The organism is Pengzhenrongella phosphoraccumulans (assembly GCF_045689905.1).
In the GTDB taxonomy this organism is placed as follows: Bacteria; Actinomycetota; Actinomycetes; order Actinomycetales; family Cellulomonadaceae; genus Pengzhenrongella; species Pengzhenrongella phosphoraccumulans.
The window spans coordinates 2,661,741-2,684,379 of the sequence record NZ_CP144210.1; the positions used below are offsets into that span (position 1 = coordinate 2,661,741).

Genomic DNA, 22,639 nt, shown 5'->3' on the forward strand with positions numbered 1-22,639 from the left:
CGCGTCCCCGAATAACCCGAGACCCGAATTGACGTCGTCGTGCGCGATGTCTGAGGGACTTGCGGCCGGGGGGTCGCGCCCCGCCGGGCCCTGCGCAGCTTGCACTCGATCCGCAGGGAAGGACCCCTCTTGGCTGCCTCGCGCATCCCTTCTGCTCCGTCCGTCGACGCTATCGCGAATCGCACAGCGTCCCGCCGAATCTCGTTCGCAAAGATCCGTGAGCCGCTCGAGGTTCCGGACTTGCTCGGGCTTCAGACGGAGAATTTCGACTGGTTGCTCGGTAACGACAAGTGGCAGGCGCGCGTCGCCTCCGCCGTCGAGACCGGCCGCCAGGACGTTCCCGAGACCGCAGGCCTCGAGGAGATCTTCGAAGAGATCTCCCCGATCGAGGACTTCGGTGGCTCGATGTCATTGTCTTTCCGCGAGCACCGTTTCGAGCCGTCGAAGTACACGGCCGAGGAGTGCAAGGAGAAGGACTTCACCTACGCCGCGCCGCTGTTCGTCACGGCCGAGTTCGTGAACTACACCACCGGTGAGATCAAGAGCCAGACCGTGTTCATGGGCGACTTCCCGCTCATGACCGAGCGTGGCACGTTCATCATCAACGGCACGGAGCGCGTCGTCGTCTCCCAGCTCGTGCGGTCCCCGGGCGTGTACTTCGAGCGCACCGCCGACAAGACGTCCGACAAGGACATCTTCACCGCCAAGATCATCCCGAGCCGCGGTGCCTGGCTCGAGTTCGAGATCGACAAGCGCGACGCCGTCGGCGTGCGCGTCGACCGCAAGCGCAAGCAGTCGGTGACCGTGCTGCTCAAGGCCCTCGGCCTGAGCGAGTCGCAGATCCGCGAAGAGTTCGCCCAGTTCCCGGCCGTCATCGACACCCTCGAGAAGGACCACGTCTCGACCGAGGACGAGGCCCTGCTCGACCTGTACCGGAAGATCCGCCCGGGCGAGCCGCCGACGATCGAGGCCGGCCGCGCCCTGCTCGAGAACTTCTACTTCAACCCCAAGCGCTACGACATGGCCAAGGTCGGGCGTTACAAGGTCAACAAGAAGCTCGGTGTCGACGCGCCCCTGAGCGAGTCCGTCCTCGCCGTCCGGGACATCGTCGCGACCATCAAGTACCTCGCCGCCCTGCACGCCGACGTCGCGACCCTGCCGGGCACGCGCGCCGGTGAGGCCGTCGAGATCCGCGTCGAGACCGACGACATCGACCACTTCGGCAACCGTCGCATCCGCGCGGTCGGTGAGCTGATCCAGAACCAGGTCCGCACCGGCCTGTCCCGCATGGAGCGCGTCGTCCGCGAGCGCATGACCACGCAGGACGTCGAGGCGATCACCCCGCAGACCCTGATCAACATCCGCCCCGTGGTGGCGTCGATCAAGGAGTTCTTCGGAACCTCGCAGCTGTCGCAGTTCATGGACCAGAACAACCCGCTCGCGGGGCTCACACACAAGCGGCGCCTGTCCGCGCTCGGCCCGGGTGGTCTGTCCCGCGACCGCGCCGGCATGGAGGTCCGCGACGTCCACCCCTCGCACTACGGCCGCATGTGCCCGATCGAGACCCCTGAGGGCCCGAACATCGGCCTCATCGGCTCGCTCGCGACGTACGGACGGATCAACCCGTTCGGCTTCATCGAGACGCCGTACCGCAAGGTCATCAAGGGCAAGGTCACGGACGACGTCCACTACCTCACGGCCGACGACGAGGACCGGTACGTCATCGCGCAGGCCAACGCCCCGCTGAAGCCCACGGGCTCGTTCGCCGAGGCGACCGTCCTGGTCCGCACCAAGGGCGGCGAGGTCGAGGTCGTCCCCGGTGAGGACGTCGACTACATGGACGTCTCGCCGCGCCAGATGGTCTCCGTCGCGACGGCGCTCATCCCGTTCCTCGAGCACGACGACGCCAACCGCGCGCTCATGGGCGCGAACATGCAGCGTCAGGCCGTGCCGCTGGTGCGGTCCGAGGCGCCCGTGGTCGGTACGGGCATGGAGCGCCGTGCGGCGATCGACGCCGGGGACGTCATCGTGGCCTCGAAGCCCGGTGTCGTCACCGAGGTCTCCGCCGACCTCATCGTCATCTCCAACGACGACGGCACCACGACGAGCCACCGGGTCGCCAAGTTCCGCCGCTCGAACCAGGGCACGTGCTACAACCAGCGCGTCCTGGTCGACGACGGCGCCCGCGTCGAGAAGGGTTCCGTGCTCGCCGACGGACCCGCGACGGACGAGGGCGAGCTTTCCCTCGGTCGCAACCTGCTCGTGGCGTTCATGTCCTGGGAAGGGCACAACTACGAGGACGCGATCATCCTCAGCGAGCGCCTGGTGCAGGACGACGTCCTGTCCTCGATCCACATCGAGGAGCACGAGGTAGACGCCCGCGACACGAAGCTCGGGCCGGAGGAGATCACGCGGGACATCCCGAACGTCTCCGAGGAGGTCCTTGCGGACCTCGACGAGCGCGGGATCATCCGCATCGGTGCCGAGGTCGGCGCCGGTGACATCCTCGTCGGCAAGGTCACGCCCAAGGGCGAGACCGAGCTCACCCCGGAGGAGCGCCTGCTCCGGGCGATCTTCGGCGAGAAGGCCCGCGAGGTTCGCGACACGTCGCTCAAGGTTCCCCACGGCGAGTCCGGCACGGTCATCGAGGTCCGAACGTTCAACCGCGAGGACGGCGACGAGCTTCCTGCCGGCGTCAACGAGCTGGTCCGGGTCTACATCGCCCAGCGACGCAAGATCACCGTCGGTGACAAGCTGGCCGGTCGTCACGGTAACAAGGGCGTCATCTCCAAGATCCTTCCGATCGAGGACATGCCGTTCCTGCCCGACGGCACCGCCGTGGACATCATCCTCAACCCGCTCGGTGTGCCCGGCCGTATGAACGTCGGCCAGGTCCTCGAGACCCACCTCGGGTGGGTCGCCAAGCAGGGCTGGGACGTCACGCTTGCTGAGGGTGAGCCGTCCTGGAAGAAGAACGTGCCGGCGATCGCCTCGAAGTCGCTCCCGGGTGTCCCGGTCGCGACCCCGGTGTTCGACGGCGTCCAGGAGGATGCCCTCACGGGTCTGCTCTCGGTCACGCTCCCGAACCGCGACGGCGTCCGCATGGTCGACGGCACGGGCAAGGCGCGGCTGTTCGACGGTCGCTCCGGCGAGCCGTTCCCGGAGCCGGTCGCGGTCGGCTACATGTACATCCTCAAGCTGCACCACCTCGTCGACGACAAGATCCACGCACGCTCCACGGGTCCGTACTCGATGATCACGCAGCAGCCGCTGGGTGGTAAGGCGCAGTTCGGTGGACAGCGGTTCGGCGAGATGGAGGTCTGGGCACTCGAGGCGTACGGCGCCGCGTACACGCTCCAGGAGCTCCTGACGATCAAGTCGGACGACGTCCCCGGACGCGTCAAGGTCTACGAGGCGATCGTCAAGGGCGAGAACATCCCCGACTCGGGCATCCCGGAGTCGTTCAAGGTGCTCCTCAAGGAGATGCAGTCGCTCTGCCTGAATGTGGAGGTGCTGTCCTCGGACGGCGTCTCGATCGACATGAAGGAGAACGACGACGAGGTCTACCGCGCAGCGGAAGAGCTCGGCATCGACCTTTCGCGCCGGCCCAACGCCTCCAGCGTCGAAGAGATCTGACCTCGGCCCCGGCGCTGCCACCCCCGAAACCGGGGGAGCGGCGCCGGGGACCCACCCCCGTAGAACTCCATCACCGCTGGGCCGCCTGATGCGGACACCCGGCAAGCGAAGGAAGTAGGACGCATTGCTCGACGTCAACGTCTTCGATGAGTTGCGTATCGGTCTGGCCACGGCCGAAGACATCCGCGCCTGGTCTCATGGCGAGGTCAAGAAGCCCGAAACCATCAACTACCGCACGCTCAAGCCGGAAAAGGACGGGCTCTTCTGCGAGAAGATCTTCGGCCCCACCCGGGACTGGGAGTGCTACTGCGGCAAGTACAAGCGCGTGCGCTTCAAGGGCATCATCTGCGAGCGCTGCGGTGTCGAGGTCACGCGGTCCAAGGTGCGCCGTGAGCGCATGGGCCACGTCGAGCTCGCCGCACCCGTGACCCACATCTGGTTCTTCAAGGGTGTGCCGTCCCGCCTGGGCTACCTGCTCGACCTCGCGCCGAAGGACCTCGAGAAGGTCATTTACTTCGCCGCGTACATGATCACGAGCGTCGACGAGGCCGGTCGGCACGAGGACCTCCCCAACCTCCAGAACGAGATCGACCTGGAGAAGAAGGAGATCACCGACCGCCGCGACAACGACATCGAGGCCCGCGCCAAGAAGCTCGAGGCCGACCTGGCCGAGCTCGAGGCCGAGGGTGCTCGCGCCGACGCACGCCGCAAGGTGCGCGACTCCGCCGAGCGCGAGATGACGCAGCTGCGCAAGCGCTCGGACCTCGAGCTCGAGCGCCTCGACACGGTCTGGGACCGGTTCAAGAACCTCAAGGTCGCTGACCTCGAGGGCGACGAGCTGCTCTACCGCCAGCTGTCGGACCGCTACGGCAACTACTTCGAGGGTTCGATGGGTGCCGCCGCGATCCAGAAGCGGCTGCAGGCCTTCGACCTCGAGGCCGAGGCCGAGTCGCTGCGCGACACGATCAAGAACGGCAAGGGCCAGCGCAAGACGCGCGCGCTCAAGCGGCTCAAGGTCGTCAACGCGTTCCTCACCACGTCGAACACGCCCGAGGGCATGGTCCTGGACGCCGTCCCGGTCATCCCCCCGGACCTGCGCCCGATGGTCCAGCTGGACGGTGGCCGCTTCGCGACCTCCGACCTCAACGACCTGTACCGCCGCGTGATCAACCGGAACAACCGCCTCAAGCGGCTGCTCGACCTCGGTGCGCCCGAGATCATCGTCAACAACGAGAAGCGGATGCTCCAGGAGGCCGTCGACGCGCTGTTCGACAACGGCCGCCGCGGACGCCCGGTGACCGGACCGGGCAACCGCCCGCTCAAGTCCATCTCGGACATGCTCAAGGGCAAGCAGGGGCGGTTCCGTCAGAACCTCCTCGGCAAGCGCGTCGACTACTCGGGCCGTTCGGTCATCGTCGTCGGCCCGCAGCTCAAGCTGCACCAGTGTGGTCTGCCCAAGCAGATGGCGCTCGAGCTCTTCAAGCCCTTCGTCATGAAGCGGCTCGTCGACCTCAACCACGCGCAGAACATCAAGAGCGCCAAGCGCATGGTCGAGCGCGCCCGCCCCGTGGTCTGGGATGTCCTCGAAGAGGTCATCACGGAGCACCCGGTCATGCTCAACCGTGCCCCCACGCTCCACCGTCTCGGCATCCAGGCCTTCGAGCCCCAGCTGGTCGAGGGCAAGGCGATCCACCTGCACCCGCTCGTCTGCGGCGCGTTCAACGCCGACTTCGACGGTGACCAGATGGCCGTGCACCTGCCCCTGAGCGCGGAGGCCCAGGCCGAGGCCCGGATCCTCATGCTCTCGAGCAACAACATCCTCAAGCCGTCCGACGGACGTCCCGTGACCATGCCCTCCCAGGACATGATCATCGGGCTGTACCACCTGACGTCGGACAAGGCGGACGCCCTGGGCGCCGGCCGGGCCTTCAGCTCGGTCTCCGAGGCGATGATGGCGTTCGATGCTCACACCATCGACCTGAACGCCGAGATCCTCATCCGCCTCGAGGACTTCATCCCGCCCGTGGACGGCTTCGACGCCCCCGAGGGCTGGACCGGCGCTGAGCCGGTCATCTTCGGCACGACGCTCGGCCGGGCCCTGTTCAACGAGTTGCTGCCCGTGGACTACCCGTACGAGAACGGCGTCGTCGACAAGAAGCGTCTGTCGACGATCGTCAACGACCTCGCCGAGCGGTACCCGAAGGTGGAGGTCGCGGCGAGCCTGGACGCGCTCAAGGCGGCCGGCTTCAGCTGGGCCACCCGCTCGGGCGTCACCATCTCGATCTCCGACGTGATCACCCCGGTCGAGAAGGCCGCGATCCTCGAGGAGCACGAGGGGCGCGCCGCCAAGGTCCAGACCCAGTACGAGAAGGGTCTGATCACCGACGACGAGCGCCGCCAGGAGCTCATCGAGATCTGGACCCAGGCGACCGACAAGGTGGCCGAGGCGATGCGGACGAACTTCCCGCCGAGCTCGACCATCTTCCGGATGGTCGGTTCAGGTGCCCGTGGTAACTGGATGCAGGTCCGTCAGATCGCCGGTATGCGCGGCCTTGTGGCGAACCCGAAGGGCGAGATCATCCCGCGCCCGATCAAGTCCAACTACCGCGAGGGCCTGTCCGTCCTTGAGTACTTCATCGCCACGCACGGCGCCCGCAAGGGGCTGGCGGACACCGCACTGCGGACCGCCGACTCCGGGTACCTCACGCGTCGGCTCGTGGACGTCTCCCAGGACGTCATCGTCCGCGAGGACGACTGCGGCACCGAGCGCGGCCTGACCATGACGATCGGCGTCCCGGCCGGCGACGGCACCCTGCGCCGCCACGACAAGGTCGAGACGAGCGTCTACACCCGGACGCTCGCCACGACGGTCGAGGTCGACGGCAAGGTTCTCGGGCACTCCGGGGACGACGTCGGCGACGTGCTCCTCGACGCCCTGCTCGCCGCCGGGGTCACCGAGCTCAAGATCCGCTCGGTCCTCACGTGCGAGTCGCGGGTCGGTACGTGCGCCAAGTGCTACGGCCGGTCGCTCGCGACGGGCAAGCTCGTCGACATCGGCGAGGCCGTCGGCATCATCGCGGCCCAGTCGATCGGCGAGCCCGGCACGCAGCTCACGATGCGTACCTTCCACACCGGTGGTGTGGCCTCGGCCGACGACATCACGCAGGGTCTGCCCCGCGTGCAGGAGCTCTTCGAGGCCCGCACCCCCAAGGGTGAGGGACCCATCGCGGAGTTCTCCGGTCAGGTCACGATCGACGAGTCCGACCGGACCCGCCGCATCGTGCTCACCCCGGACGACGGCTCCGAGGAGCTCGCCTACCCGATCACCAAGCGGTCTCGCCTGCTGGTGGCCGACGGCGATCACGTCGAGGTCGGCACCCAGCTCGTCCAGGGCGCCGTCGACCCGAAGAAGGTGCTGCGCATCCTCGGCCCGCGGGCCACGCAGAAGCACCTCGTCGATGAGGTCCAGGAGGTCTACCGCTCGCAGGGCGTGGACATCCACGACAAGCACATCGAGGTCATCGTGCGGCAGATGCTGCGGCGCGTGACGGTTCTCGACTCCGGTGACTCGGACCTGCTGCCCGGCGAGCTCGCCGAGCGTGGCCGGTTCGAGGATGCCAACCGCCGTGCGGTCGCGGAGGGTGGCCAGCCGGCCTCGGGTCGTCCCGAGCTCATGGGCATCACCAAGGCCTCGCTCGCGACCGACTCGTGGCTCTCGGCGGCCTCCTTCCAGGAGACCACCCGCGTGCTGACCGAGGCGTCGATGAGCGGCCGCAGCGACCCGCTGCTGGGCCTCAAGGAGAACGTCATCATCGGCAAGCTCATCCCGGCAGGTACCGGTCTTCCCCGGTACGGCAACGTGTCGGTCGAGCCCACCGAAGAGGCGAAGGCTGAGCTGTACCCGAGCTTCGGGTACGACGAGATCGACTTCCCCGCCCTGGGCCTCGGCTCGGGCGAAGCGATCCCGCTGGAAGACCTCGACTTCGGGGACTTCCGCTGAGCGACGGCTAGAGCACTGACGACCCGCGAGGGGCCCACCGCACGGTGGGCCCCTCGCGGCGTTACCGGACGGGGGCGGGCCGGAACGGGCCCGGGAGCGCGCCGGGCCGACTGCTTTGACTCAGTTGGGACCTGCCGGTATCGTGATCCACCGTGCCCGCGCCGTCGGGCCCTCGTGCACGCATCGCGATCATCGGCTGCCTCGGCAGTCGGACCCGGTGCCAGGCGGATCTTCTGCCTTCGCGTGCGTACACCCCACCGGAGCGATTCGGGTGGTGGCCGCCACGTGAGGATGGGACGACACGCCCGGGTGCGGGGGTCGGAGCGGGACTCAAGACCTCCGGGTCGGCCCCAACAGGTCGATCCTTCTAAACCGGACAAGGTTTCGGTTGACCAGAGAATCACATCGAACAGACACGGAGACGTAGTGCCTACGATCCAGCAGCTGGTCCGTAAGGGCCGGCAGCCCAAGTCCACGAAGTCGAAGACCCCGGCGCTCAAGGGCAGCCCGCAGCGGCGCGGTGTGTGCACCCGCGTGTACACGACCACCCCGAAGAAGCCGAACTCGGCTCTTCGCAAGGTCGCGCGCGTCAAGCTGTCCAGCCAGATCGAGGTCACGGCCTACATCCCCGGTGAGGGGCACAACCTGCAGGAGCACTCCATCGTGCTCGTGCGCGGTGGCCGCGTGAAGGACCTTCCCGGTGTCCGCTACAAGATCGTCCGCGGTGCACTCGACACGCAGGGCGTGAAGAACCGCAAGCAGGCTCGCAGCCGCTACGGCGCCAAGAAGGGGAGCAAGTAAATGCCTCGCAAGGGTCCGGCCCCGAAGCGGCCGCTCATCATCGACCCGGTCTACGGATCCCCGGTCGTCACGCAGCTCATCAACAAGGTTCTCCGCGACGGCAAGAAGTCCGTCGCTGAGGCCATCGTCTACGGCGCCCTTGAGGGTGTCGAGGCCAAGGTGAGCGGCGATCCCGTCGTCGTCCTCAAGCGCGCGCTCGAGAACGTCCGTCCCGCGCTCGAGGTCAAGTCGCGGCGCGTCGGCGGTGCGACCTACCAGGTCCCCGTCGAGGTTCGCCCCGTCCGCTCCACGACGCTGGCACTGCGCTGGCTCACCGACTACTCCCGCGTCCGTCGCGAGAAGTCGATGACCGAGCGCCTCATGAACGAGATCCTCGACGCGAGCAACGGCCTGGGTGCCGCGGTCAAGCGTCGCGAGGACATGCACAAGATGGCTGAGTCCAACAAGGCGTTCGCGCACTACCGCTGGTGAGCCAGTCGGCGCCGCTGGGTTGATCCCAGCGGCGCCACCCGATGCTTGGAAAGGGCGACACAGTGGCACTCGACGTGCTGACGGACCTGAACAAGGTCCGGAACATCGGCATCATGGCGCACATCGATGCCGGCAAGACGACCGTCACCGAGCGGATCCTGTTCTACACCGGGGTCAACTACAAGATCGGTGAGACGCACGATGGTGCGTCGACGATGGACTGGATGGAGCAGGAGCAGGAGCGCGGCATCACGATCACGTCCGCCGCGACGACCTGTTACTGGAGAGAGAACCAGGTCAACATCATCGACACGCCGGGCCACGTGGACTTCACGGTCGAGGTCGAGCGCTCGCTGCGCGTCCTCGACGGTGCCGTTGCGGTCTTCGACGGCAAGGAAGGTGTCGAGCCCCAGTCTGAGACGGTGTGGCGGCAGGCGGACAAGTACGACGTCCCCCGCATCTGCTTCGTCAACAAGATGGACAAGCTCGGTGCCGACTTCTACTACACCGTGCAGACGATCATCGATCGCCTCAAGGCCAAGCCGCTGCCGATCCAGCTCCCGATCGGCGCCGAGAACGACTTCATCGGCGTCATCGACCTGATCGAGCAGAAGGCGCTCGTGTGGCGCGGCGAGACCGCGCTGGGCGAGGTCTACTCGACCGAGGAGATCCCGGCCGACATGGTCGAGAAGTCGGCCGAGTACCGGGCCGCGATCATCGAGGCCGTCGCCGACACGAGCGAAGAGCTGCTCGAGAAGTACCTCGCGGGCGAGGAGTTCACCATCGCCGAGATCAAGGCCGGCATCCGCCAGCTCGTGATCACCGGTGAGGCGTACCCGATCCTGTGCGGTTCTGCCGTCAAGAACAAGGGCGTCCAGCCCATGCTCGACGCGGTCATCGACTACCTCCCGTCGCCGCTCGACGTTCCTCCGATGGAGGGCCACGCGCCGGGCAACGAAGAGAAGATCCTCACGCGCGCACCGAAGTCGACGGAGCCGTTCTCGGCCCTGGCGTTCAAGGTTGCCACGCACCCGTTCTTCGGCAAGCTCACGTACGTCCGCGTGTACTCCGGTCACGTGGCGTCCGGTGCCCAGGTCTACAACTCGACCAAGGGCAAGAAGGAGCGCATCGGGAAGCTCTTCCAGATGCACGCCAACAAGGAGAACCCGGTCGAGGACGCCACGGCCGGTCACATCTACGCGTTCATCGGGCTGAAGGACGTCACCACCGGTGACACCCTGTGCGACCCGGCGAACCAGATCGTGCTCGAGTCGATGACCTTCCCTGAGCCCGTCATCTCGGTGGCCATCGAGCCGAAGACGAAGGGCGACCAGGAGAAGCTGTCGCTCGCGATCCAGAAGCTGGCCGAGGAGGACCCGACGTTCCGGGTCAACCTCGACATCGACACGGGTCAGACGATCATCGCCGGCATGGGCGAGCTCCACCTGGACATCCTGGTGGACCGCATGCGCCGCGAGTTCAAGGTCGAGGCGAACGTCGGCAAGCCGCAGGTGGCCTACCGCGAGACGATCCGTCGTAGCGTGGTCAAGCTCGACTACACCCACAAGAAGCAGACGGGTGGTTCGGGTCAGTACGCCAAGATCCAGATGACGTTCGAGCCGCTCAACGCGTCCGAGGGCGAGCTGTACGAGTTCGACAACAAGGTCACCGGTGGCCGTATCCCGCGGGAGTACATCCCGTCGGTCGACGCCGGCATCCAGAGCGCGATGCAGCTGGGCGTGCTGGCGGGCTACCCGCTCGTCGGCATCAAGGCGATCCTGCTCGACGGTGCGTCTCACGACGTCGACTCCTCGGAGATGGCGTTCAAGATCGCGGGTTCCATGATCCTCAAGGAAGCCGTCCGTCAGGCCGACCCGGTCCTGCTCGAGCCGAAGTTCGAGGTCGAGGTGCGCACGCCCGAGGAGTACATGGGCGACGTCATCGGTGACCTGAACTCGCGCCGCGGCATGATCCAGTCCATGGAGGACGCTAAGGGCGTCAAGGTTATTCGCGCCCTTGTTCCTCTGTCAGAGATGTTCGGGTACGTCGGTGACCTGCGGTCGAAGACCCAGGGTCGCGCGGTGTACTCGATGCAGTTCGACAGCTACTCCGAGGTTCCTCGGAACGTTGCCGAGGAGATCATCAAGAAGACCCGGGGCGAGTAAGTCCCACTGGTCGCAATCAAGTTCCGCATTTCAATCGACCGGTAGGACCGAACGCCCGGCAGGTGTCAGCATGGCTCCTGCATCGTTTCGTCACATCACTACCTTGAGTCCGAGGAGGACACAGTGGGCAAGGCCAAGTTCGAGCGGACTAAGCCGCACGTCAACATCGGGACCATCGGTCACGTCGACCATGGCAAGACGACGCTGACGGCTGCAATCTCGAAGATGCTGCACGACAAGTTCCCGACCCTGAACCCCTTCACGCCGTTCGACGAGATCGACAAGGCGCCCGAAGAGAAGCAGCGCGGGATCACCATCAACATCGCGCACGTCGAGTACCAGACCGAGAAGCGCCACTACGCGCACATCGATGCTCCTGGGCACGCGGACTACATCAAGAACATGATCACGGGTGCGGCGCAGATGGACGGCGCGATCCTCGTGGTCGCGGCGACCGACGGCCCCATGGCCCAGACGCGTGAGCACGTTCTGCTCGCCCGCCAGGTCGGCGTGCCGTACCTCCTCGTCGCGCTGAACAAGGCCGACCTGGTGGACGACGAAGAGATCCTCGAGCTCGTCGAGGTCGAGGTGCGCGAGCTCCTCACCGCGCAGGGCTTCGACGGCGACAACGTCCCCGTCATCCAGGTCTCGGCGCTCAAGGCGCTCGAGGGTGACCCCAAGTGGGTCAAGTCGGTCTCCGACCTCATGGACGCCGTCGACGAGTCCGTCCCGGACCCGATCCGCGACATCGACAAGCCGTTCCTCATGCCGATCGAGGACGTCTTCACGATCACCGGTCGTGGCACGGTCGTCACCGGCCGCGTGGAGCGCGGCAAGCTCAAGGTGAACGAGGAGGTCGAGGTCGTCGGTATTCGCGAGAAGGCGATCAAGACCACGGTCACCGGCGTCGAGATGTTCCGCAAGCTGCTCGACTACGCGGAGGCTGGCGAGAACGTCGGCCTGCTGCTGCGTGGCACGAAGCGCGAGGACGTCGAGCGCGGCCAGGTCGTCGTCAAGCCCGGCTCGATCACCCCCCACAAGGACTTCGAGGCGCAGGTCTACATCCTCGCCAAGGATGAGGGTGGGCGTCACAACCCGTTCTACGCGAACTACCGCCCGCAGTTCTACTTCCGCACCACGGACGTCACCGGCGTCATCACGCTGCCCGAGGGCACCGAGATGGTCATGCCCGGCGACAACACCGAGATGACGGTCGCGCTGATCCAGCCGATCGCCATGGAGATCGGCCTCGGCTTCGCCATCCGCGAGGGTGGCCGGACCGTCGGTTCAGGCAAGGTCACCAAGATCATCAAGTGATCTTGAGGGTGGGGCCCGGGCATCTCGCCCGGGCCCTGCCCGCACCCCGCCGTGAGGCGGGGAACACCACGTCGCCGGCCGATTCACGCAATTGGCCTTCGCGGCGTTCCTCTGGCACACTAGCCAGGTTGCCCGGCGGGAGCCGAGCGCGTGCAACCACGTGCGATCTTCCCCAGGTGAAACAAACGTTGAGGGTTCCAGAGCCTCGGGGTCAACCCGGTGGCGGAGCTCAGACAGCATCCAACGACCTCGTACCTTTCACGAGTGTGCAGCGCAAAAGTGTGTCCGCAATAAGCGACACGCCCGAGTGCGGGGGTCGGACAGAGCCGTTCTAGAGAAAGAGTCAGACGAATGGCGGGACAGAAGATCCGCATCCGGCTCAAGTCGTACGACCACGAGGTCATCGACAGTTCGGCGCGCAAGATCGTCGACACGGTGACCCGCGCTGGTGCGACGGTCGTGGGCCCGGTGCCGCTGCCGACGGAGAAGAACGTTTTCTGCGTCATCCGGTCGCCTCACAAGTACAAGGACAGCCGCGAGCACTTCGAGATGCGCACGCACAAGCGGCTCATCGACATCATCGATCCCACGCCGAAGGCGGTCGACTCGCTCATGCGCCTCGACCTGCCGGCAGACGTGAACATCGAGATCAAGCTCTGAAGCTGGGAAGGAACTGATCACCATGACCACCCAGCAGAACGCGCGCCCGATCACGGCCTTGCTCGGTACCAAGCTCGGCATGACGCAGGTGTGGGACGCCAACGGCCTCCTCATCCCCGTCACTGTCGTCTTGGTCGGCACGAACGTTGTCACCCAGGTGCGCACCGCTGAGACAGACGGCTATGCCGCGGTCCAGCTGGCCTACGGCCAGATCGACCCGCGCAAGGTAAGCCAGCCCCTCAAGGGCCACTTCGAGAAGGCCGGGGTTACCCCCCGCCGGCATGTGGCCGAAGTTCGTACTCCTGACGCGGGCAAGTACTCGCTCGGCCAGGAGATCACTGCGGTGGCGTTCGAAGCAGGAACACGCGTCGACGTCTCCGGTACCACCAAGGGCAAGGGCACCGCGGGTGTCATCAAGCGTCACGGCTTCCACGGCGTCGGCGCTTCCCACGGTGCGCACCGCAACCACCGCAAGCCCGGCTCGATCGGTGGGGCTTCGACCCCGTCGCGCGTGTTCAAGGGCATGAAGATGGCTGGTCGGATGGGCTTCGACCAGATGACCACCCAGAACCTCACCGTGTACGCGGTCGACGCCGAGAAGGGTCTGCTGCTCGTCAAGGGCGCGGTCCCCGGACCCCGGAACGGCATCGTGCTCGTGCGGACCGCCGCGAAGGGAGCATGACGTGGCTGAGACACTGACCGTCGACGTACTGGACTCCTCGGGCAAGAAGGCAGGCAGCGCTGAGCTGCCCGCCGAGGTGTTCGACGTCCAGACGAACATCCCTTTGATCCACCAGGTCGTCGTCGCGCAGCTTGCGGCGGCTCGCCAGGGAACTCACTCCACGAAGAATCGTGGCGAGGTGAGTGGTGGTGGCCGTAAGCCGCACAAGCAGAAGGGCACCGGCCGCGCCCGTCAGGGCTCGACCCGCGCTCCTCAGTTCACCGGTGGTGGGGTCGTTCACGGCCCGACGCCGCGTGACTACAGCCAGCGGACCCCGAAGAAGATGAAGACCGCGGCGCTCCGCGGTGCTCTTTCGGACCGCGCTCGTGCCGGCCGCGTGCACGTCGTCTCCGGGTTCGCCCCGGGCGCCGCGCCGTCGACCAAGGTTGCCCTCGAGGTTCTGGCCCGCCTGTCGGGCCGGAAGCACGTGCTCGTGGTGGTGGAGCGTCAGGACGAGATCACCTGGAAGTCGCTCCGCAACGTCGAGCAGGTGCACCTCCTGGTCGCCGACCAGCTGAACACCTACGACGTGCTCGTCTCCGACGACGTCATCTTCACGCAGGGCGCGCTCGACGCGTTCCTGGCGGGGCCGGCTACCGGCCGCTCGGTGAAGGCCGTCGGAACGTCCATCGAGGCTGCCGAGATCGAGGAGGACACCAAGTGACTACCGTGGCGAAGGACCCGCGCGACATTCTGATCGCGCCGGTCGTCTCGGAGAAGAGCTATGGGCTTCTCGATGAAGGCAAGTACACCTTCGTCGTGGATCCGCGTGCGAACAAGACGGAGATCAAGGTTGCCATCGAGCAGATCTTCTCCGTCAAGGTCGCTTCGGTGAACACCATCAACCGCAAGGGCAAGACGCGGCGGACCAAGTTCGGCCTTGGCAAGCGCAAGGACACCAAGCGTGCGATCGTCACCCTCCGCGAGGGCACGATCGACATCTTCGGCGGACCGGTCGGCTGAGCCGACCGAGAGCAGATTGAGGACAGATCCCCATGGGAATCCGTAAGTACAAGCCGACTACGCCGGGCCGTCGCGGCTCGAGCGTCGCCGACTTCGTCGAGATCACGCGCTCCACGCCGGAGAAGTCGTTGGTCCGTCCGCTGCACAAGACTGGTGGACGCAACTCCACCGGCCGGGTGACCACCCGTCATCAGGGTGGTGGCCACAAGCGGGCCTACCGCGTCATCGACTTCCGTCGGCATGACAAGGACGGCGTTCCGGCGAAGGTCGCTCACATCGAGTACGACCCCAACCGCACCGCGCGCATCGCGCTGCTCCACTACGTGGACGGCGAGAAGCGCTACATCATCGCGCCGAACAAGCTCAAGCAGGGCGACTTCGTCGAGAACGGTGCTGGCGCGGACATCAAGCCCGGCAACAACCTGCCGCTCCGCAACATCCCGACCGGTACGGTCCTGCACGCCATCGAGCTCAAGCCCGGTGGTGGCGCCAAGATCGCCCGTTCGGCCGGTGTCTCGGTGCAGCTCGTTGCCAAGGACGGCATCTATGCGCAGCTGCGCATGCCGTCCGGCGAGATCCGCAACGTCGACCTGCGCTGCCGCGCCACCATCGGTGAGGTCGGCAACGCCGAGCAGTCGAACATCAACTGGGGCAAGGCCGGCCGCATGAGGTGGAAGGGCAAGCGCCCCTCCGTCCGTGGTGTCGCCATGAACCCGGTTGACCACCCGCACGGTGGTGGCGAGGGCAAGACCTCAGGTGGACGACACCCGGTCAGCCCGTGGGGTCAGCCTGAGGGCCGCACCCGTCGTCCCAACAAGCCGAGCGACAAGCTCATCGTGCGCCGTCGGCGCCTCAACAAGAAGCGCTGAAGGAGCTCGAGATGCCACGCAGCCTGAAGAAGGGCCCGTTCGTCGACGGGCACCTGCAGAAGAAGGTCGACGTCCAGAACGAGAAGGGGACCAAGAACGTCATCAAGACGTGGTCCCGTCGTTCGCTCATCACCCCGGACTTCCTGGGTCACACGTTTGCGGTGCACGACGGCCGCAAGCACACACCCGTCTTCGTCACCGAGGCGATGGTCGGACACAAGCTGGGCGAGTTCGCCCCTACGCGGACCTTCCGCGGCCACGAGAAGGACGACCGCAAGGCGCGTCGTCGCTGACCTTCACCGGTCGGTAGCGGCAACACCTTTCACCGTTCTTTGAGATAGACGAGACAGAAGGCAGGACAGCAATGGAAGCCAAGGCGCAGGCGCGGTTCGTCCGCGTCACGCCCCAGAAGGCCCGGCGCGTCGTGGACCTCATCCGTGGCAAGCAGGCCGACGTGGCCGTGGCGACGCTGAAGTTCGCGCCGCAGGCTGCTGGGGAGACCGTCCGCAAGGTGGTCGAAAGTGCGATCGCCAACGCGAGGGTCAAGGCCGATCGTGCGAGCGAAGCGTTCGACGAGCACGCGCTCGTCATCACTGAGGCGTACGTCGACGAGGGTCCGACCCTCAAGCGGTTCCGGCCGCGGGCACAGGGCAGGGCAAGCCAGATCCTCAAGCGGACCAGCCACATCACCGTGGTCGTGGCCCCCGTCGAGAAGAAGGAGAGGGCCCGATAGTGGGACAGAAGGTCAACCCGCACGGGTACCGCCTAGGCATCACCACCGACCACAGGTCGCGTTGGTTTGCCGACAGCACCAAGCCGGGACAGCGTTACCGCGACTACGTCCGTGAGGACGTGGCCATCCGCAAGCTCATGGCGACCGGGCTCGAACGAGCCGGGATCTCCAAGGTCGAGATCGAGCGGACCCGTGACCGGGTTCGCGTCGACATCCACACCGCACGCCCCGGGATCGTCATCGGGCGTCGTGGCGCGGAGGCCGACCGCATCCGCGGCGAGCTCGAGAAGCTCAGCGGCAAGCAGGTGCAGCTCAACATCCTCGAGGTGAAGAACGCTGAGATGGATTCTCAGCTCGTCGCCCAGGGGATCGCGGAGCAGCTTGCGAGCCGCGTGTCGTTCCGTCGTGCCATGCGCAAGGGCATGCAGTCCGCCCAGCGCGCTGGTGCCAAGGGCATCCGGGTCCAGTGCTCGGGTCGCCTCGGCGGCGCCGAGATGAGCCGGAGCGAGTTCTACCGCGAGGGACGCGTGCCGTTGCACACCCTCCGGGCGAACATCGACTACGGCTTCTACGAGGCCCGGACCACGTTCGGCCGCATCGGCGTCAAGGTCTGGATCTACAAGGGCGACATGACCGAGAAGGAGTATGCGCAGCAGCAGGCCACCCAGGCCCCGCGTGCACCGCGTGGACCCCGGACCGATCGCCCCGACCGCCCCGCTCGCGGTGGCGCCGGAGCAGCACGTCGTCCCGAGCGCACCGAGGCTCCTGCCTCGGCCCCCGTCGCTGCACCTGCCGAGGCTGTCGCCCCGGCCGCAGCGCCCGCCCCCGAGTCCGGTTCGGAGGCCTGAGCAATGCTTATCCCGCGCAGGCTTGCCCACCGCAAGCAGCACCACCCGGGGCGCTCCGGCGCCGCGACCGGTGGTACTGCGATCTCGTTCGGTGAGTTCGGTATCCAGGCTCTCGAGCCCGCGTACCTGACGAACCGGCAGATCGAGGCCGCTCGTATCGCCATGACCCGCCACATCAAGCGTGGTGGCAAGGTCTGGATCAACGTCTACCCGGACCGCCCGCTCACCAAGAAGCCGGCGGAGACCCGCATGGGTTCCGGTAAGGGTTCGCCCGAGTGGTGGATCGCCAATGTCAAGCCGGGTCGAGTTCTCTTCGAGCTCGCCGGTGTTCCGGAGGAGCTTGCTCGCGAGGCCATGCGTCGCGCGCAGCACAAGCTCCCGATGAAGACCCGTTTTGTGGTCCGCGAGGGTGGTGGCGTCTGATGGCTATCGGAACGAAGGATCTGGCCGTCACCGAGCTGGACGGGTTTGACGACGAGCGTTTGGTCGCCGAGCTCAAGAAGGCCAAGGAAGAGCTGTTCAACCTGCGCTTCCAGTCGGCCACCGGTCAGCTCGAGAGCCACGGGCGTCTCAAGGCCGTGCGTCGCGACATCTCGCGGATCTACACGATCCTGCGTGAGCGCGAGCTCGGCATCCGTACTGCCCCGAGCGCGAGCGAGTGAGGTCGACCATGAGCGAAACCAAGAACGAGGCTGCGGTTGACCGCGCCGACCGCAAGTCGCGGCGCGGCTACGTCATCAGCGACAAGATGGACAAGACCGTCGTGGTGGAGGTCGAAGACCGGGTCAAGCACCCGCTCTACGGCAAGGTCATCCGGCGCACGAGCAAGGTCAAGGCGCACGACGAGGCCAATGCGGCCGGCGTCGGCGACCTGGTCATGATCATGGAAACCCGCCCGCTCTCCGCTTCCAAGCGGTGGCGCGTGGTGGAGATCCTCGAGAAGGCGAAGTAGGCCTTCGAAGCAGTACAGACATCAGTTGCCCCCGTGGTCGGGGGCGCCGGCTCCGGCCGACGCCGCCGCCACGGGTGCATGACGGCAGCTACCCGTTCGGCCAGGCTCGCAGCGCGAGAACCAGCAGACGTCAGGAGTTCATCGAATGATCCAGCAGGAGTCGCGACTCAAAGTCGCCGACAACACTGGTGCCAAGGAAATCCTTTGCATCCGTGTTCTCGGTGGCTCGGGACGTCGTTACGCCGGAATTGGCGACACCATTGTCGCCACCGTCAAGGACGCGATCCCGGGCGGAAACGTCAAGAAGGGTGATGTCGTCAAGGCGGTCATCGTCCGTACCAAGAAGGAGCGCCGTCGCCCCGACGGCTCGTACATCAAGTTCGATGAGAACGCGGCCGTGATCCTCAAGAGCGACGGCGAACCCCGTGGCACGCGCATCTTCGGCCCGGTGGGCCGCGAGCTGCGCGACAAGAAGTTCATGAAGATCATCTCGCTTGCTCCGGAGGTGCTCTAACCATGGCGAAGATCAAGAAGGGCGACCTCGTCGTCGTCATCTCAGGCCGCGACCGCGGCAAGCAGGGTCGGGTTCTCGAGGTCCTCAGCGAGACGCAGCGCGTCGTCGTCGAGGGCGTCCAGCGCGTCACGAAGCATGTCAAGGTCGGGCAGTCGCAGCGCGGCACCCGCACCGGTGGCATCGAGACCATTGAGGCCCCGATCCACATCAGCAACGTGATGGTTGTCGACGCGGAGACCAAGAAGGGCACCCGCGTCGGGTTCCGGATCGAAGAGATCGAGCGCGACGGCCGCAAGAAGACGGTGCGGATCCGTGTGGCCAAGCGCTCCGGTAAGGACATCTGATGAGCGTTGACAGCACTGCGACGACCCCCGAGGTCGCGCCCGTCGTCCCGCGCCTGAAGACGCGCTACGCCGAGGAGATCGTCTCCGGGCTCCGCGAGGAGTTCGCCCACGAGAACGTCAACCAGGTCGCACGGCTGACCAAGGTCGTCGTGAACATGGGTGTCGGCGACGCAGCCAAGGACTCGAAGCTGATGGACGGGGCGGTCAAGGACCTTGCCGCGATCACCGGCCAGAAGGCCCAGGTCACCAAGGCTCGCAAGTCCATCGCCCAGTTCAAGCTGCGTGAGGGTATGCCGATCGGCGCCCACGTCACGCTGCGTGGCGACCGGATGTGGGAGTTCCTGGACCGGCTGCTCTCCACCGCGCTGCCGCGTATCCGCGACTTCCGCGGGCTCTCGCCGAAGCAGTTCGACGGCAACGGCAACTACACCTTCGGTCTCACGGAGCAGGCAATGTTCCACGAGATCGATCAGGACAAGGTCGACCGCGTGCGGGGTATGGACATCACCATCGTCACGACCGCGACCACCGACGCTGAGGGCCGCTCGTTGCTGAAGCGTCTCGGCTTCCCCTTCAAGGAGATCTGACATGGCGAAGACCGCCCTAGTCCAGAAGGCAGCCCGGACCCCGAAGTTCAAGGTGCGCGGCTACACCCGGTGCCAGAAGTGCGGACGTCCGCACTCCGTCTACCGCAAGTTCGGGCTCTGCCGCATCTGCGTGCGCGAGATGGCACACGCAGGCGAGCTTCCCGGCGTCACCAAGAGCAGCTGGTAACTACTACGCCGCTGGTCCTCACCACATGGGTTCACACCCGGTGGGGATACCCCGGCGAGGAAGGGCGGAAGCCCAATGATGACTGACCCGATCGCAGACATGCTCACGCGTCTGCGGAATGCGAACTCGGCTTATCACGACACGGTGCGCATGCCGTTCTCGAAGTTGAAGTCGCACGTAGCTGAAATCCTCGAGGCCGAGGGGTACATCGCCGGCTGGAAGGTTGAGGACGCGCCTGTCGGCAAGTACCTCACGATCGAACTGAAGTTCGGCCCGAACCGCGAGCGTTCGCTCGCCGGTGTACGCCGCGTGTCCAAGCCGGGCCTGCGTGTGTACGCGAAGTCGACCAATCTGCCCAAGGTGCTCGGCGGCCTGGGCGTGGCGATCCTGTCCACGTCCTCCGGTCTCCTCACTGGCCAGCAGGCCGCCAAGAAGGGCGTGGGTGGGGAAGTCCTCGCCTACGTCTGGTAAGTCCCGAGACGAAAGGAGCTAGCCATGTCTCGAATCGGCAGAGTCCCCGTCCCGGTACCCACCGGCGTGGACGTCACCATTGTTGGACCGACAGTGACCGTCAAGGGCCCCAAGGGCTCATTGACGCACACGGTTCCGAACCCCATCGCGGTTGCCCGCGATGACAACGGCGCCATCGTGGTCACCCGGCCGAACGACGAGCGCGCTTCGCGCTCGTTGCACGGCCTCACCCGCACGCTGCTGGCGAACCTCGTCACCGGTGTGACGGAGGGCTACGTGAAGAAGCTCGAGATCGTCGGTACCGGTTACCGCGTGGTCGCCAAGGGGGAGACGCTCGAGTTCGCACTCGGCTTCAGCCACCCGGTGAACATCACGCCCCCGGCTGGCATCTCGTTCACGGTGGAGAGCCCGACCAAGCTCTCGGTCAGCGGCATCGACAAGCAGCAGGTCGGTGAGGTTGCGGCCAACATTCGCAAGATCCGGAAGCCTGAGCCCTACAAGGGCAAGGGCGTTCGGTACGCCGGCGAAATTGTCCGCCGCAAGGTCGGAAAGGCGGGTAAGTAAGCCATGGCTCTCAAGATCAAGGGCAAGGGCAGGATCGTCGCGCGTGCTCGCCGTCACCTGCGTCTTCGCAAGAAGGTCTCGGGTACGGCGGTTCGTCCGCGTCTCGTGGTCACCCGTTCCGCTCGGCACATGATGGTGCAGGTTGTCGACGACAGCGTCGGCCGCACCGTTGTCTCGGCGTCGACCCTCGAGGCCGACTTCCGGGCGCTGAGCGCAGACAAGACCGCCAAGGCGCACAAGGTCGGCGAGCTCGTCGCCGCGCGTGCCAAGGCAGCCGGAATCGACGCGGTCGTGTTCGACCGCGGCGGCAACAAGTACCACGGCCGGGTGGCAGCAGTCGCCGACGGGGCTCGCGAAGGCGGCTTGACCCTGTGACGACTGAACCCACCTCCGTACGGAAGCAGAGGATCCACTGATGGCTGCACCTCAGCGCAGCAACACCGGGGCGGGCGCCGGCACCGGCGCCCCCGCGGGCGGCAGCGGCGGCGGCGGCGGTCGTGACGGCGGTCGCCGTGACGGCGGTCGGCGTGACTCGGCCGAGAAGAGCCAGTTCGTCGAGCGCGTCGTCAAGATCAACCGCGTCTCCAAGGTCGTCAAGGGCGGTCGTCGCTTCAGCTTCACGGCGCTCGTCGTCGTCGGCGATGGCGATGGCACGGTCGGCGTCGGCTACGGCAAGGCCAAGGAGGTCCCCGCGGCAATCGCCAAGGGGGTCGAGGAAGCCAAGAAGAACTTCTTCAAGGTTCCCCGTATCCAGGGCACCATTCCTCACCCCATCCAGGGTGAGGCCGCCGCGGGCGTCGTGTTCCTTCGTCCGGCGTCCCCGGGTACCGGCGTCATCGCCGGTGGTCCGGTCCGCGCCGTCCTGGAGTGCGCCGGCATCCATGACGTGCTGAGCAAGTCGCTCGGTTCCACCAACTCGCTCAACGTCGTTCACGCGACGGTGGCCGCGCTGCGTGGGCTCGAGCAGCCGGAGTCCGTGGCAGCACGCCGTGGCCTCCCGCTCGAGCACGTCGCCCCTGCCTCGCTGTTGCGAGCCCGGGCACTGGGGGTGCACTCCTGATGGGCCGGATCAAGGTGACCCAGACCAAGTCCGCCATCGGCGGCAAGCGAAACCAGCGCGAGACGCTGCGCTCCCTCGGTCTGAAGCGAATTGGCGACACTGTCGTCAAGGAGGACCGTCCGGAGATCCGCGGCATGGTTTCGACCGTGGTGCACATGGTCGTGACCGAGGAGGTCGACTGATGGCTGACGACAAGACGCAGGATGACGTCGCGAAGGCGACGGCTCCCGTGAAGAAGGCTCCGGCCAAGAAGGCTCCGGCCAAGGCCGCTGCCGTCAAGAAGGCTCCGGCTGCGAAGGCAGCCGAGCCCGAGCTGGGCGCTGGTGGCACCCTCAAGGTGCACCACCTCCGTCCGGCCCCGGGCGCCAAGACCGCCAAGACCCGCGTGGGTCGTGGCGAGGCGTCCAAGGGTAAGACGGCCGGTCGAGGCACCAAGGGCCAGAAGGCCAAGCGCACGATCCCCGAGCGTTTCGAGGGTGGACAGATGCCGCTGCACATGCGGCTTCCGAAGCTCCGCGGGTTCAAGAACCCGTTCCGCACCGAGTACCAGGTCGTGAACCTGGACAAGCTGTCCGAGCTGTATCCCTCGGGTGGTTCGGTGACGGTCGATGACCTCGTAGCCAAGGGCGCGGTCCGCAAGGGCCAGCTTGTCAAGGTGCTCGGCACCGGCGAGCTCACCGTCAAGGTCTCTATCGCGGTGGACGCCTACTCGGCGTCGGCCAAGGAAAAGATCGCGGCTGCCGGCGGGACCGTCGAGCAGGACTGATCGGATGAAT

General features: G+C 66.3%; 27 protein-coding genes. All 27 read left to right on the plus strand.

The genetic code is table 11. The features are described 5' to 3' along the window. Positions 1 to 129 precede the first annotated feature (129 nt). A complete protein-coding gene (gene rpoB, locus VTA80_RS12335; protein ID WP_407341399.1) occupies positions 130 to 3,636 on the plus strand; it encodes a DNA-directed RNA polymerase subunit beta in 3,507 nt (1,168 codons plus the stop codon). Between the two features lie 124 nt (positions 3,637 to 3,760). Continuing rightward, positions 3,761 to 7,636 (plus strand): DNA-directed RNA polymerase subunit beta', encoded by a 3,876-nt coding sequence (locus tag VTA80_RS12340; RefSeq protein ID WP_407341400.1) that lies wholly within the window; start codon positions 3,761 to 3,763, stop codon positions 7,634 to 7,636. Positions 7,637 to 8,062: 426 nt separating this feature from the next. Further along, positions 8,063 to 8,437 carry a 30S ribosomal protein S12 gene (rpsL, locus tag VTA80_RS12345; RefSeq protein ID WP_130102628.1) on the plus strand — a complete coding sequence of 125 codons (375 nt, stop codon included), beginning with the start codon at positions 8,063 to 8,065 and terminating at the stop codon, positions 8,435 to 8,437. Continuing rightward, positions 8,438 to 8,908, plus strand: a complete 471-nt coding sequence (gene rpsG / locus VTA80_RS12350; RefSeq protein ID WP_407341401.1) for a 30S ribosomal protein S7 — start codon at positions 8,438 to 8,440, stop codon at positions 8,906 to 8,908. 62 nt (positions 8,909 to 8,970) lie between these two features. Next, on the plus strand, positions 8,971 to 11,073 hold the full coding sequence (gene fusA / locus VTA80_RS12355) for an elongation factor G (RefSeq protein ID WP_407341402.1): 2,103 nt from the start codon (positions 8,971 to 8,973) through the stop codon (positions 11,071 to 11,073). A 123-nt stretch (positions 11,074 to 11,196) separates the two neighbouring features. Further along, positions 11,197 to 12,390 carry an elongation factor Tu gene (tuf, locus tag VTA80_RS12360; RefSeq protein WP_407341403.1) on the plus strand — a complete coding sequence of 398 codons (1,194 nt, stop codon included), beginning with the start codon at positions 11,197 to 11,199 and terminating at the stop codon, positions 12,388 to 12,390. A 351-nt stretch (positions 12,391 to 12,741) separates the two neighbouring features. Continuing rightward, entirely contained in the window at positions 12,742 to 13,050 is a 309-nt protein-coding gene (rpsJ, locus tag VTA80_RS12365; protein ID WP_012867945.1) for a 30S ribosomal protein S10, read from the plus strand. 22 nt (positions 13,051 to 13,072) lie between these two features. Beyond that, entirely contained in the window at positions 13,073 to 13,732 is a 660-nt protein-coding gene (gene rplC / locus VTA80_RS12370; RefSeq protein WP_407341404.1) for a 50S ribosomal protein L3, read from the plus strand. A gap of 1 nt (position 13,733) precedes the next feature. Further along, positions 13,734 to 14,435: a 50S ribosomal protein L4 gene (gene rplD / locus VTA80_RS12375; protein WP_407341405.1), complete on the plus strand. Its 702-nt coding sequence runs from the start codon at positions 13,734 to 13,736 to the stop codon at positions 14,433 to 14,435. After that, positions 14,432 to 14,734 carry a 50S ribosomal protein L23 gene (gene rplW / locus VTA80_RS12380; RefSeq protein ID WP_407341406.1) on the plus strand — a complete coding sequence of 101 codons (303 nt, stop codon included), beginning with the start codon at positions 14,432 to 14,434 and terminating at the stop codon, positions 14,732 to 14,734. The genes rplD and rplW overlap by 4 nt, the downstream gene beginning before the upstream one ends. Positions 14,735 to 14,766: 32 nt before the next feature. Continuing rightward, positions 14,767 to 15,603 (plus strand): 50S ribosomal protein L2, encoded by an 837-nt coding sequence (gene rplB / locus VTA80_RS12385; protein ID WP_130102621.1) that lies wholly within the window; start codon positions 14,767 to 14,769, stop codon positions 15,601 to 15,603. 11 nt (positions 15,604 to 15,614) lie between these two features. Next, positions 15,615 to 15,896, plus strand: a complete 282-nt coding sequence (gene rpsS, locus VTA80_RS12390) for a 30S ribosomal protein S19 (protein ID WP_130102620.1) — start codon at positions 15,615 to 15,617, stop codon at positions 15,894 to 15,896. Positions 15,897 to 15,967: 71 nt separating this feature from the next. Continuing rightward, positions 15,968 to 16,336, plus strand: a complete 369-nt coding sequence (rplV, locus tag VTA80_RS12395; RefSeq protein ID WP_130102619.1) for a 50S ribosomal protein L22 — start codon at positions 15,968 to 15,970, stop codon at positions 16,334 to 16,336. Further along, positions 16,336 to 17,184, plus strand: a complete 849-nt coding sequence (rpsC, locus tag VTA80_RS12400; RefSeq protein ID WP_407341407.1) for a 30S ribosomal protein S3 — start codon at positions 16,336 to 16,338, stop codon at positions 17,182 to 17,184. The genes rplV and rpsC overlap by 1 nt, the downstream gene beginning before the upstream one ends. A gap of 3 nt (positions 17,185 to 17,187) precedes the next feature. Then, positions 17,188 to 17,607, plus strand: coding sequence for a 50S ribosomal protein L16 (gene rplP, locus VTA80_RS12405; protein ID WP_407341408.1), 420 nt, complete (start codon positions 17,188 to 17,190; stop codon positions 17,605 to 17,607). Continuing rightward, entirely contained in the window at positions 17,607 to 17,846 is a 240-nt protein-coding gene (rpmC, locus tag VTA80_RS12410) for a 50S ribosomal protein L29 (RefSeq protein ID WP_130102616.1), read from the plus strand. The genes rplP and rpmC overlap by 1 nt, the downstream gene beginning before the upstream one ends. An 8-nt stretch (positions 17,847 to 17,854) precedes the next feature. After that, positions 17,855 to 18,136 carry a 30S ribosomal protein S17 gene (gene rpsQ, locus VTA80_RS12415; RefSeq protein ID WP_407341409.1) on the plus strand — a complete coding sequence of 94 codons (282 nt, stop codon included), beginning with the start codon at positions 17,855 to 17,857 and terminating at the stop codon, positions 18,134 to 18,136. 145 nt (positions 18,137 to 18,281) lie between these two features. Next, positions 18,282 to 18,650: a 50S ribosomal protein L14 gene (gene rplN, locus VTA80_RS12420; protein WP_130102614.1), complete on the plus strand. Its 369-nt coding sequence runs from the start codon at positions 18,282 to 18,284 to the stop codon at positions 18,648 to 18,650. A 2-nt stretch (positions 18,651 to 18,652) separates the two neighbouring features. Beyond that, positions 18,653 to 18,994 (plus strand): 50S ribosomal protein L24, encoded by a 342-nt coding sequence (rplX, locus tag VTA80_RS12425; protein WP_407341410.1) that lies wholly within the window; start codon positions 18,653 to 18,655, stop codon positions 18,992 to 18,994. Then, complete coding sequence (rplE, locus tag VTA80_RS12430; protein ID WP_407341411.1) at positions 18,994 to 19,581, plus strand: 50S ribosomal protein L5; 588 nt, start codon at positions 18,994 to 18,996, stop codon at positions 19,579 to 19,581. Before rplX ends, rplE begins: the two co-directional genes overlap by 1 nt. A 1-nt stretch (position 19,582) precedes the next feature. Then, positions 19,583 to 19,768, plus strand: coding sequence for a type Z 30S ribosomal protein S14 (locus tag VTA80_RS12435; RefSeq protein ID WP_407341412.1), 186 nt, complete (start codon positions 19,583 to 19,585; stop codon positions 19,766 to 19,768). 78 nt (positions 19,769 to 19,846) lie between these two features. Beyond that, positions 19,847 to 20,239: a 30S ribosomal protein S8 gene (gene rpsH / locus VTA80_RS12440; RefSeq protein WP_407341413.1), complete on the plus strand. Its 393-nt coding sequence runs from the start codon at positions 19,847 to 19,849 to the stop codon at positions 20,237 to 20,239. Positions 20,240 to 20,263: 24 nt separating this feature from the next. Next, the gene (gene rplF / locus VTA80_RS12445; RefSeq protein WP_407341414.1) at positions 20,264 to 20,803 is read left to right on the plus strand and encodes a 50S ribosomal protein L6; all 540 of its coding nucleotides are present in this window, start codon (positions 20,264 to 20,266) and stop codon (positions 20,801 to 20,803) included. 3 nt (positions 20,804 to 20,806) lie between these two features. Then, positions 20,807 to 21,178 (plus strand): 50S ribosomal protein L18, encoded by a 372-nt coding sequence (gene rplR / locus VTA80_RS12450; RefSeq protein ID WP_407341415.1) that lies wholly within the window; start codon positions 20,807 to 20,809, stop codon positions 21,176 to 21,178. A 40-nt stretch (positions 21,179 to 21,218) separates the two neighbouring features. Next, on the plus strand, positions 21,219 to 21,863 hold the full coding sequence (rpsE, locus tag VTA80_RS12455) for a 30S ribosomal protein S5 (RefSeq protein ID WP_407341416.1): 645 nt from the start codon (positions 21,219 to 21,221) through the stop codon (positions 21,861 to 21,863). Continuing rightward, positions 21,863 to 22,045, plus strand: coding sequence for a 50S ribosomal protein L30 (rpmD, locus tag VTA80_RS12460; RefSeq protein ID WP_407341417.1), 183 nt, complete (start codon positions 21,863 to 21,865; stop codon positions 22,043 to 22,045). The genes rpsE and rpmD overlap by 1 nt, the downstream gene beginning before the upstream one ends. Continuing rightward, on the plus strand, positions 22,045 to 22,629 hold the full coding sequence (gene rplO, locus VTA80_RS12465; protein ID WP_407341418.1) for a 50S ribosomal protein L15: 585 nt from the start codon (positions 22,045 to 22,047) through the stop codon (positions 22,627 to 22,629). Before rpmD ends, rplO begins: the two co-directional genes overlap by 1 nt. The last annotated feature ends 10 nt before the right edge of the window (positions 22,630 to 22,639 follow it).

Bases quoted from the DNA above. Each gene is read 5' to 3' on its own strand.
- rplV (WP_130102619.1), top strand. From the start codon at position 15,968: ATGGAAGCCAAGGCGCAGGCGCGGTTCGTCCGCGTCACGCCCCAGAAG.
- rplC (WP_407341404.1), top strand. From the start codon at position 13,073: ATGACCACCCAGCAGAACGCGCGCCCGATCACGGCCTTGCTCGGTACC.
- VTA80_RS12435 (WP_407341412.1), top strand. From the start codon at position 19,583: ATGGCGAAGACCGCCCTAGTCCAGAAGGCAGCCCGGACCCCGAAGTTC.
- rpsE (WP_407341416.1), top strand. From the start codon at position 21,219: ATGGCTGCACCTCAGCGCAGCAACACCGGGGCGGGCGCCGGCACCGGC.
- rplP (WP_407341408.1), top strand. From the start codon at position 17,188: ATGCTTATCCCGCGCAGGCTTGCCCACCGCAAGCAGCACCACCCGGGG.
- rpmD (WP_407341417.1), top strand. From the start codon at position 21,863: ATGGGCCGGATCAAGGTGACCCAGACCAAGTCCGCCATCGGCGGCAAG.
- rplX (WP_407341410.1), top strand. From the start codon at position 18,653: ATGGCGAAGATCAAGAAGGGCGACCTCGTCGTCGTCATCTCAGGCCGC.
- rpsS (WP_130102620.1), top strand. From the start codon at position 15,615: ATGCCACGCAGCCTGAAGAAGGGCCCGTTCGTCGACGGGCACCTGCAG.
- rpsH (WP_407341413.1), top strand. From the start codon at position 19,847: ATGACTGACCCGATCGCAGACATGCTCACGCGTCTGCGGAATGCGAAC.
- rplF (WP_407341414.1), top strand. From the start codon at position 20,264: ATGTCTCGAATCGGCAGAGTCCCCGTCCCGGTACCCACCGGCGTGGAC.
- rplR (WP_407341415.1), top strand. From the start codon at position 20,807: ATGGCTCTCAAGATCAAGGGCAAGGGCAGGATCGTCGCGCGTGCTCGC.
- rplN (WP_130102614.1), top strand. From the start codon at position 18,282: ATGATCCAGCAGGAGTCGCGACTCAAAGTCGCCGACAACACTGGTGCC.
- rpsQ (WP_407341409.1), top strand. From the start codon at position 17,855: ATGAGCGAAACCAAGAACGAGGCTGCGGTTGACCGCGCCGACCGCAAG.
- rpsJ (WP_012867945.1), top strand. From the start codon at position 12,742: ATGGCGGGACAGAAGATCCGCATCCGGCTCAAGTCGTACGACCACGAG.
- rpmC (WP_130102616.1), top strand. From the start codon at position 17,607: ATGGCTATCGGAACGAAGGATCTGGCCGTCACCGAGCTGGACGGGTTT.
- rplB (WP_130102621.1), top strand. From the start codon at position 14,767: ATGGGAATCCGTAAGTACAAGCCGACTACGCCGGGCCGTCGCGGCTCG.
- rpsG (WP_407341401.1), top strand. From the start codon at position 8,438: ATGCCTCGCAAGGGTCCGGCCCCGAAGCGGCCGCTCATCATCGACCCG.
- rplE (WP_407341411.1), top strand. From the start codon at position 18,994: ATGAGCGTTGACAGCACTGCGACGACCCCCGAGGTCGCGCCCGTCGTC.
- rplO (WP_407341418.1), top strand. From the start codon at position 22,045: ATGGCTGACGACAAGACGCAGGATGACGTCGCGAAGGCGACGGCTCCC.